At 40.2% G+C, this 18,798-nt stretch carries 18 protein-coding genes and 2 pseudogenes; 9 read left to right on the top strand and 11 right to left on the bottom strand.

Annotation, left to right across the window (positions count from 1 at the left end; all coding sequences use genetic code 11):
• Position 1 precedes the first annotated feature (1 nt).
• Together WA1_RS17225 and WA1_RS17220 are read left to right on the top strand one after the other, a co-directional pair.
• Positions 2–1,186, top strand: coding sequence for a Gfo/Idh/MocA family protein (locus WA1_RS17225; protein WP_017748825.1), 1,185 nt, complete (start codon positions 2–4; stop codon positions 1,184–1,186).
• A gap of 101 nt (positions 1,187–1,287) precedes the next feature.
• Complete coding sequence (locus WA1_RS17220) at positions 1,288–1,629, top strand: cupin domain-containing protein (protein WP_017748824.1); 342 nt, start codon at positions 1,288–1,290, stop codon at positions 1,627–1,629.
• Between the two features lie 147 nt (positions 1,630–1,776).
• Here the strand turns inward: WA1_RS17220 and WA1_RS17215 are convergent, their stop codons facing one another.
• Complete coding sequence (locus WA1_RS17215) at positions 1,777–2,772, bottom strand: aspartate/glutamate racemase family protein (protein WP_081402898.1); 996 nt, start codon at positions 2,770–2,772, stop codon at positions 1,777–1,779.
• Positions 2,773–3,083: 311 nt separating this feature from the next.
• Positions 3,084–4,055 (bottom strand): trypsin-like serine peptidase, encoded by a 972-nt coding sequence (locus WA1_RS17210; RefSeq protein WP_017748822.1) that lies wholly within the window; start codon positions 4,053–4,055, stop codon positions 3,084–3,086.
• Between the two features lie 568 nt (positions 4,056–4,623).
• Between WA1_RS17210 and WA1_RS17205 the strand changes: the two genes are divergently transcribed.
• Positions 4,624–5,340, top strand: a complete 717-nt coding sequence (locus WA1_RS17205) for a Uma2 family endonuclease (protein ID WP_017748821.1) — start codon at positions 4,624–4,626, stop codon at positions 5,338–5,340.
• Positions 5,341–5,389: 49 nt separating this feature from the next.
• Here the strand turns inward: WA1_RS17205 and WA1_RS17200 are convergent, their stop codons facing one another.
• A complete protein-coding gene (locus WA1_RS17200; protein WP_017748820.1) occupies positions 5,390–5,752 on the bottom strand; it encodes a CHAT domain-containing protein in 363 nt (120 codons plus the stop codon).
• 663 nt (positions 5,753–6,415) lie between these two features.
• Here WA1_RS17200 and WA1_RS17195 point away from each other — a divergent pair.
• The 3 genes from WA1_RS17195 to WA1_RS17190 all read left to right on the top strand — a co-directional run bounded on the left by WA1_RS17195 (position 6,416) and on the right by WA1_RS17190 (position 9,518).
• The gene (locus WA1_RS17195) at positions 6,416–8,128 is read left to right on the top strand and encodes a CHASE2 domain-containing protein (RefSeq protein WP_017748819.1); all 1,713 of its coding nucleotides are present in this window, start codon (positions 6,416–6,418) and stop codon (positions 8,126–8,128) included.
• 69 nt (positions 8,129–8,197) lie between these two features.
• Positions 8,198–8,872: a CHASE2 domain-containing protein gene (locus WA1_RS59880; RefSeq protein WP_017748818.1), complete on the top strand. Its 675-nt coding sequence runs from the start codon at positions 8,198–8,200 to the stop codon at positions 8,870–8,872.
• Positions 8,862–9,518 (top strand): hypothetical protein, encoded by a 657-nt coding sequence (locus tag WA1_RS17190; RefSeq protein WP_017748817.1) that lies wholly within the window; start codon positions 8,862–8,864, stop codon positions 9,516–9,518. The genes WA1_RS59880 and WA1_RS17190 overlap by 11 nt, the downstream gene beginning before the upstream one ends.
• Positions 9,519–9,562: 44 nt before the next feature.
• On the opposite strand, the gene WA1_RS17185 is transcribed toward WA1_RS17190, so the two are convergent.
• Both WA1_RS17185 and WA1_RS17180 read right to left on the bottom strand, forming a co-directional pair.
• The gene (locus WA1_RS17185) at positions 9,563–10,060 is read right to left on the bottom strand and encodes a type II toxin-antitoxin system YhaV family toxin (RefSeq protein WP_026135255.1); all 498 of its coding nucleotides are present in this window, start codon (positions 10,058–10,060) and stop codon (positions 9,563–9,565) included.
• A 2-nt stretch (positions 10,061–10,062) separates the two neighbouring features.
• Positions 10,063–10,395, bottom strand: a complete 333-nt coding sequence (locus WA1_RS17180) for a type II toxin-antitoxin system PrlF family antitoxin (protein WP_017748815.1) — start codon at positions 10,393–10,395, stop codon at positions 10,063–10,065.
• Between the two features lie 138 nt (positions 10,396–10,533).
• Between WA1_RS17180 and WA1_RS17175 the strand changes: the two genes are divergently transcribed.
• The 3 genes from WA1_RS17175 to WA1_RS17165 all read left to right on the top strand — a co-directional run bounded on the left by WA1_RS17175 (position 10,534) and on the right by WA1_RS17165 (position 12,552).
• A complete protein-coding gene (locus WA1_RS17175) occupies positions 10,534–11,373 on the top strand; it encodes a CHAT domain-containing protein (RefSeq protein WP_336389844.1) in 840 nt (279 codons plus the stop codon).
• Positions 11,374–11,450: 77 nt separating this feature from the next.
• Positions 11,451–11,753 carry a DUF2887 domain-containing protein gene (locus WA1_RS17170; RefSeq protein WP_419183618.1) on the top strand — a complete coding sequence of 101 codons (303 nt, stop codon included), beginning with the start codon at positions 11,451–11,453 and terminating at the stop codon, positions 11,751–11,753.
• Positions 11,754–12,141: 388 nt separating this feature from the next.
• Positions 12,142–12,552: a VOC family protein gene (locus WA1_RS17165; protein WP_017748812.1), complete on the top strand. Its 411-nt coding sequence runs from the start codon at positions 12,142–12,144 to the stop codon at positions 12,550–12,552.
• A 225-nt stretch (positions 12,553–12,777) separates the two neighbouring features.
• Here WA1_RS17165 and WA1_RS17160 read toward each other — a convergent pair.
• The 6 genes and pseudogenes from WA1_RS17160 to WA1_RS17135 all read right to left on the bottom strand — a co-directional run.
• Positions 12,778–12,993: pseudogene (locus WA1_RS17160) on the bottom strand (hypothetical protein); the annotation flags it as partial.
• 214 nt (positions 12,994–13,207) lie between these two features.
• Positions 13,208–13,573, bottom strand: a pseudogene (locus tag WA1_RS17155) (DUF4351 domain-containing protein); the annotation flags it as partial.
• Between the two features lie 83 nt (positions 13,574–13,656).
• A complete protein-coding gene (locus WA1_RS17150) occupies positions 13,657–14,634 on the bottom strand; it encodes a DUF4351 domain-containing protein (RefSeq protein ID WP_017748809.1) in 978 nt (325 codons plus the stop codon).
• 27 nt (positions 14,635–14,661) lie between these two features.
• Positions 14,662–15,132: a GNAT family N-acetyltransferase gene (locus WA1_RS17145; protein ID WP_026135254.1), complete on the bottom strand. Its 471-nt coding sequence runs from the start codon at positions 15,130–15,132 to the stop codon at positions 14,662–14,664.
• 383 nt (positions 15,133–15,515) lie between these two features.
• Positions 15,516–17,231 (bottom strand): hypothetical protein, encoded by a 1,716-nt coding sequence (locus tag WA1_RS17140; RefSeq protein ID WP_017748807.1) that lies wholly within the window; start codon positions 17,229–17,231, stop codon positions 15,516–15,518.
• Positions 17,232–18,137: 906 nt separating this feature from the next.
• The gene (locus WA1_RS17135; protein WP_017748806.1) at positions 18,138–18,668 is read right to left on the bottom strand and encodes a hypothetical protein; all 531 of its coding nucleotides are present in this window, start codon (positions 18,666–18,668) and stop codon (positions 18,138–18,140) included.
• Positions 18,669–18,798: the final 130 nt, after the last annotated feature.

The following is an 18,798-nucleotide window of genomic DNA, read 5'->3' as shown; positions in this document are numbered from 1 at the left end:
TATGTTTGATTCTTTTAGAAAAGAACTTTCTCGTCGTCATCTTTTACATAAAGCAGGTTTTGGCTTTATGGCAGTTGGTGTCAGTGGGGCAATAGAGTACATTATTAAACCATCTCGGACTCTAGCTCAAGCTGCTCCTGCACCATCTAAAGAACCTTCTTTGCCTCCTGAGAAAAAGCTGGGATGGGCAGTTGTCGGTCTAGGTAAGTTTGCTACCGAACAAATTATGCCTTCATTCGCTGAGTGCAAAAGGTCAAAGTTGGTCGCCTTAGTGAGTGGCGATCGCGCCAAAGCAGAAAAGTATGCACGGCAATACGGTATCAACTCAAAAAATATTTACGATTATCAGAACTACGATAATCTTCGCAATAACCCAGAGGTAGATGTCGTCTATATTATCTTACCTAATGGGCTGCACGCCGAATATAGTATTCGTGGCGCACAGGCACTTAAGCACGTTATGTGTGAAAAGCCAATGGCAAATACTGTTGAAGAATGCCAAGCAATGATTGATGCAGCCAAAAAAGCAAACCGCAAGTTGATGATTGCTTATCGCGCTCAGTATGAACCTTATAATCTAGCCGCCATTCAACTTGCTCAAAGTGGCAAACTAGGAAAATTAAAAGCTGTGACTTCTGACCACGGGCGGATTCTTGACCCCAAAGACCCCGCAGATGTTTGGCGCATGGACAAAAAACTAGCAGGTGGAGGTTCCCTTTACGATATCGGTATCTACAGCTTGCAAGCTGCAAGGTACATTACAGGCGAAGAACCCGCAGAAATTAGTGCCTTTACCTACAGCACTCCTGGAGACCCCCGCTTCCGTCAAGTTGAGGAAAACGTTAACTTCACGTTGCGCTTTCCTAGCGGTGTGCTTGCTAACTGTACCTCCAGTTATGGTTACTCCAGTACGAAGCGCATTCAAGTTTTTGGATCTGACGCAGTCTTGGAATTAGATCCAGCAACAGACTACTATCAACATCGCCTATATATCAACCGAAATAACCGTAGAGAAGAGCAAAATATTGAAGAGAAAAACCAGTTTGCTTTAGAAATAGATCACCTGTCTGAGTCCATCTTGGCAAACAAGCAACCTAAAACTCCCGGTAAGGAAGGCTTGCAAGATGTCAAACTCATGAATTTAATTTACCAAGCAGCGCGTACAGGCGAAAAGGTAAAAGTTTAAACAATGGTTAGTGGTTAGGAGTTATTTGTTATTTGTTTTACAACTAACCACTAACCACTAACCACTAACCACTAACCACTAACAATATTGAGGAAACAAATATGCTAGATACAACTGTTAATAAAATAGATTCAGCTTATTCCCCTAAAGGTGAACAAGGTCAAAAGTATCTTGCTTCCGGTAAGACTATTTCAATGCGCCTTTGGGAAAATGAACAACCCAATGAACCCAAAAAAGCAACTGTCAGGGAATACGAAACTGTTGGTTATGTCATTAGCGGTCGGGCTGAGTTACATATTGAAGGACAAGTGGTTTTGCTAGAGCCTGGAAGTTCTTGGGTCGTACCGAAGGGATCGTCTCACACTTACAAAATCTTAGAATCGTTTACAGCTGTTGAAGCAACCAGTCCACCCGCTCAAGTTCACGGAAGGGACGAGAATTAAGTACAGAATTGCACAAGTTTGTATACTGGAAACGGCTAACAACTGTTCTTTTTCGGAATGGTTTGATATTACTTGTAAGGGCGCAATGCCTTGCGCCCCTACGAGTTTTTGACAATTTTTGGAGAGAACAGCGCTAAAGCGCAACTACTAACCTAAGATTGCTTCCACTATCTCAAAGCTTTGGGCAGTGCATTGTAAAGCTATTTGTACTGGATCGATAATTTCAATCTGTGACAAGAATTGCTTGACTTTGTCAACACTTGTTGCTTTGAGCCACTCGAATAAGCAAGGAATTTCGCTACATCCAGCAATAATACAGTCAAAGTCTGGTTGCGTTTTGAGCATCTGTACAAAAAATTTCTCCCCTGCTTGACAGGCAATGTCACGGTCAAAGGCTTTCACACCTTGATAAATTCCCTCCATTAGCGTGAGTTGCAACATCTTGCTGGGTTCTACATAGGCAATGTTGGCTTGCTGCAATGGTTGAGAGTAAATATGACCTAGTCGTGTTCCGCTCGTACCCAAAATTAAAGGCTGACACAAGTTGGATGTCTGTAAATGATACATAACAGACTCAATCAAAGAAACCCATTGCAATTTGTCAGCAATTTTTGGATAATTAAGTTGTAAGCGATGCCACACTTTAGGAAAAAAGTAATGAGCGGTATTACATAGGACAATCACTTGAACAGGTTTAGAGATCGAGTAAATATAGTGAAGCCCTTCTCGGATAGCAGTTTCTAGCATCACAACTATTTGGTGTTCTTGAGAGAATGCACTCAAAATTCGAGTTGTTTGTTCGATGATTGCAGTTCTGTCAGGTAGAGAACAAGCCTGAAACAAAACAATTTCCCTGTTATCTTGAAACATTTGACAAGCTTGTTCAAAAGCGATGGTACCCGCTAAGGGACCCATACCACCTAACAGAAGTAAAGGTGGTAATCGAATCTGCTTTGGTCTGAGGGCAATAACTTCTACAGGGTAGCTTTGATCGGCAATCACCTCTCCTTGTCTTCTTTTTTCGTGAGCAATGACACAGAGTTGTTGTCGGTATTTCTCCATCGCAGTCATCGCTTGTTCAACATTCTCGTAACAGTAATGATACTTGGGTTTAAGAGACGTACAGGATATTTTTTGCTTCATCTCTTTCTGGCTTCAATTTCATAGTTAACTCTTCCATGATTGAGCCTACACGGGTTAGGTATTCTGTAAACAACAACTTTGCTTGTGATCGTCAATAGAAGTGTTAGTCGCTTGAGTATACTCGAAAACGTATTGTTAAAGTGACGCAAAAACTAGATAAATTCCACCTAATTCTCGCTCTCTTACCTTTGTGCTCTTTGCGTCTTTGTGGTTAAAAAATGTTTTTGAACCGCAAAGACACAAAGAGCGCGAAGAGAATACTTGTTTTTCAAACATTACCTTGATAGGGCTACCACCAATTCCTATCAATCCTAATTTCTACGAAATCTATCTAAAAAGTTAATTTTTACCCCTAAGTTGATAACTGCACGTCCATTGGATTTAAATTCTGCATTATTTAAGGCGACAATGTAAGGCTGATTACCAATAATAGTGATAATTGGTCCACCTGAAGAACCACCTGTCGCATCACAGTTATGTAATAAAACATTGCTTTCTTCACCTACAATACTACAACCCTTTTGCACGTTAGCCGTCCATCCCTTTCCAGCAGTGAAAAATTGATATTTTTCTTTGTTTGGATCGGGAAAATCACCAGAATAACCCACAAAAATATACTGATTGCGATTGTTAAGAAGAGTTGATGAAGATAAAGATTGCCAACCCAGATAACCGTATTTTAAACCAATAGGTTTATTTAGCTTTAAAAGCGCCCAGTCGTTGATTTGATTTTCTAAAGCAGTTCCCGTAAAATCAGTGCCGTAAACTACATTTTCAACCAGAGCAACATCTGATTTATCTGCAACTTTACGATTAATTACATTCGGTATAAATAAAATTTTTTGACTTAACTGGCTTGTATTTTCATCAATAACACAGTGTGCGTTAGTCAAAACGATATCTTCACCGATTAATGTACCCGTGCAATGGTAACCTTTTCCTTCAGCAGTTAATCCTTGGACTTTACCAATTGCTGACCAAGGATATTTACAGCTTAAAAGAGGAATGCGATCGTCCCAACCCACGATTCCTCTGCTGCGAGCTTGTGTATCATCAGCTTGGTCTGGCTGAGTGGATTGTTGTAAAGTATGAGGTTGGAAAGCTCTGCCATTCACTTTGATAAGAGAATTGTTAGCATCTTGTAACCGTGTAAATTTTGGTGTTGTTGCTGATGATGTAGCAGTTTGAGCATTGCTATTCAACCAAGAATTTAACGTAATTACGCTGGTGAGACTAGCAGTAAATAATGCAGTTATTCTTTGAATGATGAGATTGTTATTCATAGTTCATACCGTTTGGGATTTGGGATTTGGGATTGAGAAAGTCTTGCATAGACTTAGTTTTAACTAATTCTCTGTCTCAGCTTTTTTTCCAATTGGTTTCATCTCTTGATTTTGTAATTCAGAGTTGTGAAAATGAAACTTTTGTTTTTGACAAGTTAATATACTTCTAGAGGTTTTACCAGGTATGCAGTTTTGCTAAAACGATAAATAAATCTACACCCGTTCCAGGTTTTACTAAGGTACAGACATCCGATTGAATTGAGGTACTCTTATAACTTTTTATAATGGGCGGACAAACTGCGATCGAGAAGTTACCGCGAGTTTAAAATTTCTTTTGAAATTTGGACAAAAAAGAGTTGTTATGGAAACATCAGCACTATGCTTAACATAACTTAACTCTGAGACGCCAGACAAAAGGCTCATCATAAATGACAATTTCTGATGACCTGCAATCTTTAGTATTCGCTTTGACAAAAAGATGTATCTGGTGTGGTGTGTTTATCTATTAAATGGCAATTAAATTATCTAAAATAATTTTAGAACCCCAAACCAAACTTGATACTCCGCCATGCTAGAGTACAAATTGCCGCGATATCTACCTTCGGCAGAAGAACTGCCCGACTCGGACGAAACACCTGTGGATAACGAACTGCAAGAATTATTACCAGGACTGTTAAAAGCCACCCTGCTGATGCTTTGGTCAGAGCGGATGGACTGGTTTTTCGGCATTGATATGGGGATTTATACTCACCCAGATGAACCGGCAATAGTACCGGATGGATTTCTCAGTTTGGGTGTTGAAAGATTTTATGATGAAGAGTTACGTCCTAGTTATGTACTTTGGGATGAAAATGTAGTCCCAATTTTAGCTTTAGAAGTCGTATCCCAAACTTATCGTAAAGAATACAGTGCTAAAAAAGATGAGTATGCAACGCTAGGCGTACTTTACTATGTAATTTACTCATCGCGTCGCCGTCGCAAACCTCGCCTAGAAGTACATAAACTAGTAAACGGTGAGTACGTATTACAGCAGGGAAACCCAATTTGGATGCCAGAAATCATGTTGGGAATTGGCTGTGCTCGTGGAAGTTATGGCGGAATTACCCGCGAGTGGCTGTATTGGTACGACGAACACCAACAGCGATATCCAACACCCTCTGAACAAGTCAAAATAGCCGAACAACAAGCACAAGCCGAAGCACAACGGGCACAAGCCGAAGCACAACGGGCTGAAAAACTGGCTGCCAAATTACGCGAGTTGAATATTGACCCTGATAATATTTAGTTTTCGAGCAACCTCATAGCTGTTTTCAGTTAAGTGCAATACTATTAATTCATCGCCATTCACCCAAGAAGGTAAACGCCGACCAATAATAGGGATTGCGCCATTTTTCATGCTGCCACATTTTTAATTGTGTTGCTCGTAACGCTTGATTTGCTGTCTTTTTGTTTTGCCAGATTTGCTGGTAGAATTCTTGCATAAACTCAGATGTGCCTTCATCGCTCACTTGCCACAATGACACTAACAGTCGTTCTCCACCTGCATACATGAGTCCTCTTGTCAACCCTACCAATCCTTCTCCTTGAATTTCTTTACCGAGTCCGGTTTCACAAGCACTCAGCACAATTAAATCGGCTGGATAATCGAGGTTAAACAAGTCTGCAAGTCGCAAATATCCTCGAAGGTTTGATAGCATTTGTAGGGGCGCAAGGCATTGCGCCCCTACAAGTTTTTGACAATTTTTGGAAAGTTAGATTCTAAACCGTTTTAAGTATAAGTAGCTAGGCGCAAATAAACCGAACTAAGTTACAAAATTTAACGCTCGTAAGAAGGAAGAGGGAAGAGGGAAGAAGTATCCCCATCAATAAATTGAGGGGATTTGAAATGGCAAGAACAAAATCTTACTTTTCCATCAATAAATTGAGGGGCTTCTACCTTAGGAAGAAGGAAGAGAGAAAGAGAATCAGGAAAATTCTTTCCAACTTCGGTCCTTTCTTCTTCCTCCTTCCTTATTTTCGGTAAATAAACCCAAAATCCTTACCAAGGACAGGTGACAAATGACAATTGACTTACCTAGACTTCATCCGCGTGCGTCTGCGGTCATCTGCGGTTAGAGATGATTTATAAAGTAAACATTAAGACATCGTGGGTTGGATTGAGGAACGAAACCTAACAATTCGATTCAATGTTGGGTTTCGTTCCTCAACCCAACCTACGTAATATCTGATGTTGGCGATTTAAGATTGACTTTATAAATGACCTCTTAATTATTCTAGAGTAGATTCCACCACTAGCAATCCGAGCGATCGCATACTATCTTTACCACCATTTGCCTTTGATTTGACAAAATAACAAATCTATGAATAACTTTTATCTTAAAATTCAAAAAGTTGCTAGAACTTGTTTATTTGAACTGTCTTGGGGTAAGAGTCAACATATCACTGCTGAACTTTCTTATCCGGAAAACATCATATTGTCTTACCAAGAATGGCAAAAAGTTTATTGTAATTTCTACAGCAATCAATCGCGAGGAAAAGTCATAGACAAAGGAGTTATTGCTCCACCTCCTGTAGATTGGCAAGCACAATTAGTGCAATCTGAGGCAAAGTTTTTATATGAATTTCATCAATGGTTACGCAATAAAGAATTGTACGAGATTCGGATAAAGCTCAGTCAGAAAGCACTAGAACAGACTAACAGGAGCGTTAAAGATAATTCCGCAAACACCATTGATATTTTCATCAGTTGTAATTGTTCTGAATTAGAATATTTGCCTTGGGAAGCATGGGAAATTAGTACGGAATTCGTATCTGGTAAACTCCGTATTGTGCGTCAACCACTTAATATCCGTCAAGAAGTTGTTAACTTAAATAAAAAAAGCTCCAGAAAAGCTCGATTGTTAGCAATCTTTGGAGACGAAACTGGCTTAAGCTTTGATGAAGAATTACGAGCTATAAAATCACTTAAAAACCAAGCCACGGTTAAAGTTCTTCGTTGGAAACCAAACCAAGATATTAATGAGTTTAAAGGTGAAATCATCAAGTCTCTAATAACTCAATGCTGGGATATGCTCTTTTTTGCAGGTCACAGTAATAAAACGAACTTCACTGGTGGTCAATTATCAATCGCTCCCAATGTAACTATTGCTTTAAGTGAAATTGAGAAACCTTTAAAGACTGCGATCGCAAATGGTTTACAATTTGCTCTCTTTAATTCTTGCGATGGTTTAAGTATAGCAAACAAACTGATTGATTTGGGCTTAAGTCAAGTTGCCATTATGCGAGAAAAGGTACATAATCGTGTAGCAGGAGAATTTTTTGTTCAGTTTTTGAATGCAATTAAAGAGTATAGAGATGTCCATGAAGCATTATTAGCAGCAAACGACTACCTCAAAACTGAAAAAAATCTTACTTATCCCAGTGCTTATCTAATTACTTCCTTATTTCGTCATCCTGATGCAGAGTTATTCCGTTTAAAACCATTTGGCATTCAACATCAAATTAGAAAATGGTTACCAACACCTTGTGAAATTTTTACGTTAGGAACATTAGTTATTTTAAGTCTTTTCCAACCCGTACAAGAAGCTGTACTAGATTGGCAAGTGGGTATGCAAGCCGCTTATCGCAATGTTACTAAACAAATCCCACCAAAAACTCATCCACCAGTTTTACTTATCCACATCGATGAAGTATCATTGAATGAAGCTGGTACTAAAGCTCATAAATTTAATCCTATAGATCGTAGTTATTTTGCTAAATTAATTGATAAAGCAACAACATTTTCTATTAAAATTATTGGTATAGATTATCTTTTTGATAGATTGACAGAAGACGATAAAATCTTATCTACGTCTATAAAAAACTCTATTAATAACAATGGAACGTGGTTTATCTTTGCAAACACAACATATAATAACAAGCCGCAAGGTATACTTAAAGAGGTTGCCGACCTCAACCAAACCTTACAAGGTAATGCCGATAAATTTGCTGGATATCTATCATTAGTCCAGGCGAGTACAGATTGTATAGAAAGCTGTCCTTTTAGTTACTTAATAGCATTAGTATCTTTTTAAAATCAAGAAAAACTAACTCAAAATATACCGCAACCACAATTATCAAGAAATCGCGATCTACGTACAGATTTGATTAAGTCTTTGGAGAAACTTCCAGAAAATTCATCGTTGACTCAAGAATTACGAAAATTAAGTCTTTCAAGAGTCACGAGCTTTTCGGAGTATTTCGGTCAAGCTTGGCTCTATCCAATTATTGACTATTCTCTACCACCAGATCGAGTTTATCAGCTCATGAAGTCTGGGGATTTTCTACAAAAATATAATACGACTCTCAACCAAGAAAACTTAAAACAGCAAGTTGTACTTATTGGTGCTGGTGGATATGAGGAAGCTGGATTATCAAAGTTTCACAAGGATATTTTTGCGTTACCAATGGGAGTGGCTTATTGGCGATCGCAAAATCCTTCTCAGAACTTTCTTCCAGAGATTACTGGAGTAGAAATCAATGCTTATATGATTCAACATTTGCTCAAACAACATCTTATTATCCCAATTCCCGACTTGTGGATGATTGGTATTGCTGCATTATTTGGAAAAGGGACACAGTTGTTACTGACTCAAAGTCAGCATACCAAACGCCGTAGATCTTTATTCATGACTTCCCTTGTGGGTGGAACGGGAATTTATGCATTGATATCAATGCAGTTGTATGTATCAGCAAGCCTTGTAGTGCCTTTATTTTTACCATCCGCAACATTTTGGATTTATGTGTTATTCGGATTGAGGAATCACAATGATAAATAAAATTTCTGGAATTCGCTTTTTGATGTGCGTCAGTTTTGCCTCAATTTCAGTTATTCCTACTTTAGCGATCGCACCAGAAATAACAAGAGGTCAAACATCAATCTACGTATCCTCTTGGCAAAATATGTTTCATTGGTTGGTAAAACGGAAGAAACAACGTCCAATTTCACGAGGAGATTTATGTCTCATCTCTCCTAATGAAAAGATTTACAGTACTCAGCCACTTTTCTTATGGAAAGGTAATTTGAAGAAAATTGAAGTTTCAGAAGTAGATGGTAATAAATATGCTTGGAAGCCAAATATCGAGCAAAAAACTTCAGTAACTTATACAGGAAAAGAAGCATTACAACCAGGAAATAGTTATAAGTGGGAAGGCTTCCTCGGTGACAATCCTGCTATATTTGCCAATTTTCAAATCATGGACGAGCAAGAACGCTTGGTTATAAGCAATGAACTTAAGGCTTTGGAAAAACAACTGCAAGCCAAAAAAGCAGATGAGAAAACAGTCGCCCTTGAAAAAGCACAATTTTTCGCTGAAAAAGAATTATGGTCTGACGTATTGCAGCAAGTGTATTCAGTTCCCAAGGCTTCTAGTGAGCTATTACAAATAAGAAAAGATTTGCCAGAAAAGTTATGTAACCAGTAGACATCTCTAGAAATTAACTGTCTACTTCAGAACGTCCTCATAAATTAAATTTCTACTTTGACTATTTCCTCTAAACGATTAATCTCGCTTTTTGCCTCTTCAAGTAAGGTATCCCAATCATCTGGAGGGCGATCGCTTTCAAGCATTTTCTTAAAAACTCGATAAGCATCTGTGTTACTTTCATAGGCTCGCTTAGAGTTCTCATCATTAACCCAAGCATAAACAATTATTTTGCTCTCTACATGATATCGAAAAAACAGTCGGTACTGCTGAAAAAATATAGCTCTGAACCAGTGCTTATAATCATCACCAAGCGTTGTACCTTGGCGATAATCACTACGTGTTGGATCTTGAGGAATAGTTTCAAATGCCAGCTTTGCTATGGCAGCTAGACGCTTTGTAGCGTTTTTTCTCTTGTAGTCTTTGGGATACTTCTGGCGCAAACGCTCAACTTGCGCCAAAAGTTCATCAAACTGTTTGAGAAAGAGAGGATGGACAAATATGCTCCACTCATTAATTACTAGCATCTGGTTTAGAGACAAATTTATTCATCCTCATCAGAGAGTGGAGCATCAAGATCGCAATCAACTTCAGCAACCAAGGACTGAACACGACTAACTAAATCAGGGCTAAGTGCTTGTAAATGCTGAGGATTTTTTTCAATATCTCGTGCAAGAAAATTCAGAAACTGCCCAAGGACAGGATCGCTCTGGGTCTGCTCGGCGCGAGAAATTACTACTTTACCATCGGATTGAATTGTGTAGCAAATTTTATCGCGCTTACTTAAGCCAAGAATTTTGCGAACAGCATCAGGGACTGTAGTCTGATAGCGATCGGTAAGGCTAGATTCTACGCATATAATTTGTGTTACTGCCATAGAAAATTAATTTATTTAAGATTTCTTTTAATGTAATGCATTTGCATTGTCTTGTCAAGAATGCAATTTGTAAACTCCACAAAACTTACCTCAAAAAGTTGCAAACACAATCAGAATTTGGGGTACAAGTATTATTAAATTCAAGCTTCCGGAGAACTTGCACCCGAAGGTTGTTGTGTCCTGTGCTACCATCGCGATCGCACAAAAGTTTCCTGTCAACTAGACTATGACAAACAACAAACTATTGCCGCTACACCAAAGTCCGCAACTAGGGGTGCTACTCACCGTCGTTCCAATGACCTCACAACTAGTATGCAATTTCCAAGACTGGGGAATACTCAAGAAGAAGCACAACAAATCAAGGTAATTTTTTCGAGTGCAACAATATTATCTGGTACCAAAGCCACAGAAACAGCCATCAAGCAACTTTCTGCTCCCAGTATTTTACACCTAGCAACTCATGGCTTTTTCCTCACTGACCAACAAATCAAACCTCAGTTGAATAATTTTGATTCCCAAACACCTGTTACATTCTCAGGAGAAAATCCCCTGCTGCGTTCTGGTTTGGCTTTGGCTGGTTTTAACAATCGCCGAACGGTTTCACAAAATTCTGATGATGGCGTACTCACTTCACTGGAAGTGGCGGGACTGGATTTACGTGGGACACAGTTAGTGGTGCTGTCAGCTTGCGAAACGGGATTGGGTGATATTAAAGTTGGGGATGGGCTTTATGGCTTTTGTTGTGCTCTAGTCATTGCTGGTTCTCAAAGCCAGGTCTTAAGTTTGTGGAAAGTGGACGATGCTGGTACTAAAGAGCTGATGGTGAAATATTATCAGAAATTGAAAGCAAGTCAGGGCAGACATGAAGCACTGAGGGAAGCACAACTAGAGATGTTGGCAACACCAAAATACCAGCATCCAAAGTATTGGGCGAGCTTTGTTGCTTCTGGAGATTGGACTCCACTTCACAATAAATAGAATTGTAGTAAGAACCTGTGACACAGCAGATTCTCAACTTTCAAATTTAATCAAAGCACAGAATTTTAAGATAGTGAATTATAGCATTCAACTGTAATATAGCGTTTCCCAAAGCAGATGCTGCGAACCGTAGTCAGCTTTTAGAATTAGTAGAAAGGATGTTAATTTATAAATTCTCAAATCAAAGTCGGCAGGAGTTGGAAGCAATGTTTGGATTAACAGAATGGCGACAAACCAGGTTTTATCAAGAAGTTAAGGAAGAAACAAAGTTAGAAACAATTCCAAAGTTGTTAAAAGAAGGATTGAGCTTAGAACAAATTGCACCAGTCCTCGAACTAGATATTGAGGTAGTAAGACAAGCTATTAACCAACAAGGCTAACAACTGTTCTTGTTCGGAATGGTTTCGTAGCATTCGTAGAGGCGCAATGCCTTGCGCCCCTACGATTGTTCACTCAAGGAGTGAGTGATGTTTATACTAGTGAATTGGCTCTGAGCGAAAACAAAGTTAGAAACAATAGTTAGTCGTCGGACAAGCGAAACCAGCGCTCTCAGCAGAACAGCAAGCATGCTTAGCAGAAACTGAAAGCAGCTAAGGGCGTTGATGTCAGAACCCCGGTTTCTTCTGCGAAACCGGGGTTCTAATTTCCGCTTATCCGAGCAGTATTGTCTGTTGATTAACTCTATGTTATGAACTAACAACCTGCTTCGCATACAAGAACAAAAGTACTAAGATAAACTCAGTACAAACAACTGCTTGGTAAGCTGCTATGACGTTAGGTACAATCAACCACTTATCTTTAACGGTGAGCGATCGCGCCTTATCGGAACCTTTTTACGACCAGATTTTACAGTTCATGGGGTATCAGCAGGTAGAAAAGAACGAAGAATTCATCATGTGGTGGCAACAGAGTGCGGGGGCTATTCTCATTTACAACAGCCGCCCGGACTCTCCTAACAAAATTCATGACCGCTACTCACCAGGATTGCATCACCTTGCCTTTAACGCTGAAAGTCGAGAGCAAGTCGATAAACTGTACCAGATCGTTCTGGATATGGGCGGTACAATTTTGGATGCACCCGCAGAATACAACCACTACGCTCCTGGCTACTACGCTTTTTACTTTGCCGATCCTGATGGAATCAAACTAGAATTTGTGCATATGCCAAACTTACCTTAAAAACTTCCACTTCTGAACCGAAACTTGTTCATAGACATCTCCAGAAATTAATTATGCATTACCCAAAAGTCTTGGTAGGGGCGCAACGCCTTGCACCCTTACACCTTTTCCACCAGATGTCTAATCCACTCTCATGCTAAAAGTCCGATCGTTCAGTGCATAACTAGGCATGATTGACACCTATGAGAAGATAGAGAAGTTGGCGTAACCTCAGTTTTCTTGAGGCTTTTTCGTTGTCTGTTGCATTTTTAAATGTGCCATCACCACTGTGGCAAATGGATTGTCACTCGCTTCTAACTCTGCCCAACGGTTTTGGTAATCCAGAAGCTTGACAATACCAAATTCAAATTTCAGCCTGGTGTTAGGGTAGCGAAAACTATACCGATTTGGTCGCCATTCGGGGTCGGCATCGCACAAAATAGCTAAACTGATCGTATCTTTTAAATCAACCAAAAGACGATGCAAATCAAAGGATGTTTCATTGAGAACTGATAGCGAAGCGTCAGCCGGACTTAGCTAATGGCGAAGAGCAAGCCGTATCCGCCTTACGGCAGTGATGTTATCAATCCGAAAGCTTGGAAAAAACATCAACTTGGATTGTAGAGCTATTGAGTCTTGGGAGTCTAGCTTCAGTAGAACTTCCCAACAACTTACCTTATGCTGTGCGATTGGCGTCTAACCAGTCGAGCAAGTCTTCCATGGCTGTAAAATCTAACAAAGCTTCGCCTAGTGATTCTAATTGTGTAACTGAGAGGGTTTGAACGCTTTCGATGAGTGCTTGTGGTAACTCTCCTACTCGTCTTCTCAGTAGCCGTAGAACAAGCTTTTGTTCGCCTTCAAGCTCTCCTTCGATCTTGCCTTCGATCTTGCCTTCGATCTTGCCTTCGCTCTTTCCGCGCTCGTAGCCAATACGCTCACCTGTAGTCATGTAACTCATCCGACGCTCCTGCTCAAATTGCTTAAATTCCTGCCAAAACTCTGCTTCTAACCTATTTGGTAATATCATAATGTTATCAATCCGAAAGCTTGAAAAAACATCGACTTGGATTGTTAGCTATTGAGTCTTGGGAGCCTAGCTTCAGTAGAGCTTCCCAACAACTTACCTTAGACTGTGCGATTGGCGTCTAACCAGTCGAGCAAGTCTTCCATGGCTGTAAAATCTAACAAAGCTTCGCCTAGTGATTCTAATTGTGTAACTGAGAGGGTTTGAATGCTTTCGATGAGTGCTTGTGGTAATTCTCCTACTCGTCTTCTCAGTAGCCGTAGAACAAGCTTTTGTTCGCCTTCAAGCTCTCCTTCGATCTTGCCTTCGCTCTTTCCGCGCTCGTAGCCAATGCGCTCACCTGTAGTAATGTAACTCATCCGACGCTCCTGCTCAAATTGCTTAAATTCCTGCCAAAACTCTGCTTCTAATCCATCTGGTAATATCATAATCCAATCGATAAATCGATATAGGTTCCGAATCTCTTTCTCTTGCCATCCCAAGTCATACAACCGTCTTATCAAGCTAAATTTCCAACTTTTCCTTTCCTGGGGCTTTTTCGTTGTTTGTTGCATTTTTAAGTGTGCCATCACCACTGTGGCAAATGGATTGTCACTCGCTTCTAACTCTGCCCAACGGTTTTGGTAATCGAGTAGCTTGACAATACCAAATTCAAATTTCAGCCTGGTGTTAGGGTAGCGAAAACTATACCGATTCGGTCGCCATTCGGGGTCGGCATCGCACAAAATGGCTAAACTGATGGCAGGTTTGCCAAAGCGGTCGAAGATCCGCAAGTTGTAGGAAAACATTCTTTGTGCAAAGTCGTCTTCCGGGCTAGCTTGAACTTCTACGTGTATCAACAACCACATTTCCTCTCCTTGCAGTTGCCAGACTTTCACCAACTTATCTGCATATCGTCTACCAACTTCGGCGTCGCGTGCAATTTGCTGAAATTCCTTGTCTAAAAATTCGTAAGGGCGCGTCCAGTCAATTAATGCGGCTGTTTGCGGGAAGAAAAATTGCATTGCTTGCGGAAAGTAGGCTTCTAAAATTTCTTTCCATGGTGAATCATTATCAGCTCTTTTTCTTTCAGAGGTCATAATTGAATTTTGTCTGGTCTTTATTTTCTAGTTCGCATTTAAAACTTTGCGAAACACAATCTTATCAGCACCCGTCGTGTAGAAGTCCCGAATGCAAGCTTCTTCTTCATAACCACATTTTGCGTAAAACGAACGCGTGCGATCTAAGCTTGCCAATGTTTCTACTAGAAGCATTCGCCCACCTTGTGCTTTCAAAATTTCTTCAACATAGCACAGCAGTTTCCCACCACGTCCTTGTCCCTGGTAGTCAGAGCGAATAGCAATCAATTGTAGGTTCCACGTCTGCTCAGTCATCCGTTCAAGCTCACAGTAAGCAACTCCCACGATTCCGTCTTTCTCATCATCGTCAGCAATCCAGAAGGAATCACTGTCGTTGTTGCCATGGAAGTAGTTAGCAAGCATCTTGCTGATTAGCTCGATCTCGTTCGGCTCGAAACCAATTGTCTTGGCTACGGCAATTAATGCTTCTGTATCTTCGGGTTTTGCAAGTCGGAGCATGGATAACTTTAGGTACGCTTTCAGCACATAGTAAATACCATAATCTCTTACAGCAAATTTCAACTTGGTGAGGTACAAAAATTACCCCCCTCTGTCCCCCCGATGCCTTGGGGGGATGAAAGGGGGGTGTACCTCATTAGACTGAGAAAGGCTATAATACCTTAAAGTATAGTAAAAGACCTATGGCTTTGGCAATCAAGACGTGAAAACATTGTTGCTTGATACCGCACCACCCATGACAACGCCTGCTTCTGAGTTTATGAGGCAAAACAAAAAGCAGTCACCGGACTAATGTCAAGTAACTGCCATGCACTACGAAAGGAATTTGGTTAAAAGGGTGAAGCATGAAAGATAAATTTTTTCATACTTCATCCTTGTTTAGCCTATGGGCTAGGTGCAGCTGCGATCGCACTGCTATTATCGGAGTAGAAAAGCTGATTGTAAGTCTTACGACCGCCTTCAGTTAACTCACCTGTCAGTGGTTCAAAAGCACCACCGAATTTGCCAATCAGGGAATTCACCAGATTATCAGCACTGTCCTTAATTCCCATTGACATTACTAAATTGTCCAACTTGCCCAGGAAGTCGCCTGCAGCAGTGGAAGATTTGTCAATAATAACAGACCAGTTACCGTTACCAATTACAATGCTGTTGCTGGTAAAGACCCTATTGCCATTACCAATGATTGTGTTGTTGCTACCGAAGTCCCAGTTACCGTTACCAATGGTGGTATTGTTATTTCCAAAGTGCCAGTTACCGTTACCCAAGGTATTGTTCTCAGCCGTTGACTCCCAGTACCAGTTACCATTACCTAAAGTTCTGTTGTTCTGGCTGGAGTCTAAATACCAGTTACCATTACCAATAGTTGCGTTATCTTTGGTGTAATCCCAATTCCAGTTAGCATTACCGATGCTTGCATTGGATTGCCCATAATTCCAGTTGGAATTACCGATAACTGCGCTGTCACTTCCAAAGTCCTTATTGCCGTAACCAACAGGTATACTACCATCAGGAGTATTGAAAATGTTGTCAGTACCACTGAAAGGCAACAAACCACCAAGAACGGTGTACAAAATATCGGAAGATGGCTGAACAGCCTGAGAACCACTACCTCCAGTCAGGTTGTTATAGGGATCTTCGCCACCACCAGCAAGGTCATTAACAGTGTTGATACTGGTATTGGCGCTGAGTATGTCATTCTTAAAAAGCGTCAACAAATCTGAAGGTGATTTCAGAGGTGTGTTGTTACCACTAAAAAGTCTTTGACCAACAGCAGAATTGACGGTTTTCGTGAAGTTTAACAAACCATCTTGGACAACTCTGAGTGTCTCAGAGGAAGATTTGCCACTACCTCCAGACGGTAAGCTTTCACCAAAGATAACTTGTGTGATATCAAAAGATGGCTGTTGAGGTATGCTAACACCAGCACCTGAACTACCAGCACCCGCAAACGGATTGCTACCACCAGCACTTGAAGTTCCAGCACCAGCAAACGGATTGCCACCACCAGTACCTGAAGTCTCAGTACCAGTACTGGGAAATGGGTTACTGGAACCACCAGGTAAGGTTTGTCCGTATACTGATGTTAAGAACTCCGATGCTGATTCAGGTATGGGGAAGTTTACACCATATACCTGTCTTAAAAAATCGAGAGCTGGAGCATTAGTACTGCCAAAAGGATTGTTTCCACCCGCAAATGGGTTTCCATCGGTGGAAGAAGTTGTAATGCCACTCTCAGAAAGTCTGTTGGTCAGCTTGACGATCGCTGAGTCTATCACTTCCTCTGTAGTATAATTTATCACTTTTGAAAATCTCTCCGGTGTGGTTTCTTTACCGATAATCCATTGATTGTCACCAACAACCGTGTTGCCAAGACTTGCATAAGCGTAGCCGCCACCACCTGCATATGGGTTATTTTCAGCACCAGCAAAAGAATTATTGCTAGTACTGGAACTCCAAGTACTGCCACTATATAAGTTAGCACTATCACCAAAAGTGTTGGGGAGTGAACCGCTAGAAGTGCTTGCAGAGGAGCCATAAGTTACGCTCCCAGCCAAGGGGTCGCTAGGTGTGAGAATATCAGTAGTAGAAGTCGCCATGAATAACAATCCTCCTAATTTGTGGAACCAAAATCCCGTAGAATATAAAAGATAGAAAAGTCGATCCTGCTTATCAATTAGCACTTGACAGTTTTTTGAGGGCAGGCATTATTGGCTAATAGCTCTTGAAAGCTTGTTGGGTGATCCGTCAATGGGTTTAACCCAGCATTTCTTATTTCAACTAAGAATTTGAACTGTTTGAGTGCGATAAGCCGAGTACGGCTTGCGCCGAAGCGATCGCTCTTCATTGCGTTGATAGATTTACTGCCTGTGTAAGAGTTACAAGACAGAAAACACAAGCTACCATCACTAACAATTAGAAGACTAAAGCTATACCTTTTGTTAGTTTTCTTAGAGAACAGTAGGTCTTTAGCATAAAATTATTCACCCAAGGGAAATAATAGTGAAGATAGATGCTACCACTAACGCACATTGTGACTGTTTTTTTAGGATTGTAATCAACACTAGTTAATTAAGAATCTAAGCAATTGCAAGACAAACAGCAATAAGTTATTTTTCGATAAGCTTGTCTATTTTTTAGATATTTTTCTGTTTTTTTTATTTAAATATAAATAAATTAGGAAAGAAAAAAATACAAAACATAAGATTTTTTTAGTAGGTAGGGCTTTGCCGCACACAAGCTTTATGTGGTGGGCTTTAGCCCTACCTACGTATATTTCAAAAATCAAACAGGAGTCATATAGGAGAGAAAACAATACAAAACACAAGAATTTTTTTGGGTAAACTTGGCCGTTTTTATGAAAGAAAATAGGTTTGCCTCAGACGCAAACAGAATAACTGTTGTGTAACGTCTAAAAACAAACCTAAAAAAGCAACTTTCTTCTTTTGTTTCTGGAGTGGGTGTTAAATCATGAGCTAGTAAACTTTGAGACTAATTGAGTTCTCTTAGAGAATCGTATTGGTATTGCTACCACCAACTAATGGGCTGTTAGTAGATTGAAGTTTATTGATGTTGTTACTGTATGCGATGATGTCATTCTGCAAGAGTTTGAAGACATCAGCGGCAGATTGTGGAAGCTGATTGTTACCACCAATACCAGAATTCCGGTTGACAGTATTGTAAAAGCTTGTGATATCAGCTTCTATCAACTTCAAAACATCATTAGGAGATTGCAAGGGAACCACACTGCCACTAGTTGTCACTGGGCTGGTAGTACCAGGCACATTACTACTACCAGCAACTGTATTGCTACCAGTAGGTAATCGACCAGTACTATTTAAATAGTTGACAAACTCAACCACAGGTGATAATACTGCTAAGTCACCGTTTGTCACTGGATTACCGCTTTTATAGCGATTAACAATGTCAGTGAAGGTTGAGAGGTTTTTTTGAATGCGGTTTAAAACATCACCGGATAATTGAGGGAACACGCTATTGCTACTAGCGTTGGTATTAACATTTGAAGCCGTTGTCATAAACAAAAATCCTCCTATTGTTAGAACAAAAATTTTTCTGAACTAGAGAGAATAATGCAAGCTAGGTTTATGACTTTCTTCTTCAATTCTTTATAACGGCTAGTAGCTTGTAGAATAATGTTGGGTTCTT

Source organism: Scytonema hofmannii PCC 7110, assembly GCF_000346485.2.
GTDB classification, from domain to species: Bacteria; Cyanobacteriota; Cyanobacteriia; order Cyanobacteriales; family Nostocaceae; genus Scytonema; species Scytonema hofmannii.
This window is presented reverse-complemented; position numbering and strand designations above follow the sequence as displayed.

Coding starts and splice junctions, on each gene's coding strand:
- WA1_RS17225 (WP_017748825.1), top strand. CDS start 2: ATGTTTGATTCTTTTAGAAAAGAACTTTCTCGTCGTCATCTTTTACAT.
- WA1_RS17220 (WP_017748824.1), top strand. CDS start 1,288: ATGCTAGATACAACTGTTAATAAAATAGATTCAGCTTATTCCCCTAAA.
- WA1_RS17215 (WP_081402898.1), bottom strand. CDS start 2,772: ATGAAGCAAAAAATATCCTGTACGTCTCTTAAACCCAAGTATCATTAC.
- WA1_RS17210 (WP_017748822.1), bottom strand. CDS start 4,055: ATGAATAACAATCTCATCATTCAAAGAATAACTGCATTATTTACTGCT.
- WA1_RS17205 (WP_017748821.1), top strand. CDS start 4,624: ATGCTAGAGTACAAATTGCCGCGATATCTACCTTCGGCAGAAGAACTG.
- WA1_RS17200 (WP_017748820.1), bottom strand. CDS start 5,752: ATGCTATCAAACCTTCGAGGATATTTGCGACTTGCAGACTTGTTTAAC.
- WA1_RS17195 (WP_017748819.1), top strand. CDS start 6,416: ATGAATAACTTTTATCTTAAAATTCAAAAAGTTGCTAGAACTTGTTTA.
- WA1_RS17190 (WP_017748817.1), top strand. CDS start 8,862: ATGATAAATAAAATTTCTGGAATTCGCTTTTTGATGTGCGTCAGTTTT.
- WA1_RS17180 (WP_017748815.1), bottom strand. CDS start 10,395: ATGGCAGTAACACAAATTATATGCGTAGAATCTAGCCTTACCGATCGC.
- WA1_RS17165 (WP_017748812.1), top strand. CDS start 12,142: ATGACGTTAGGTACAATCAACCACTTATCTTTAACGGTGAGCGATCGC.
- WA1_RS17150 (WP_017748809.1), bottom strand. CDS start 14,634: ATGACCTCTGAAAGAAAAAGAGCTGATAATGATTCACCATGGAAAGAA.
- WA1_RS17145 (WP_026135254.1), bottom strand. CDS start 15,132: ATGCTCCGACTTGCAAAACCCGAAGATACAGAAGCATTAATTGCCGTA.
- WA1_RS17140 (WP_017748807.1), bottom strand. CDS start 17,231: ATGGCGACTTCTACTACTGATATTCTCACACCTAGCGACCCCTTGGCT.
- WA1_RS17135 (WP_017748806.1), bottom strand. CDS start 18,668: ATGACAACGGCTTCAAATGTTAATACCAACGCTAGTAGCAATAGCGTG.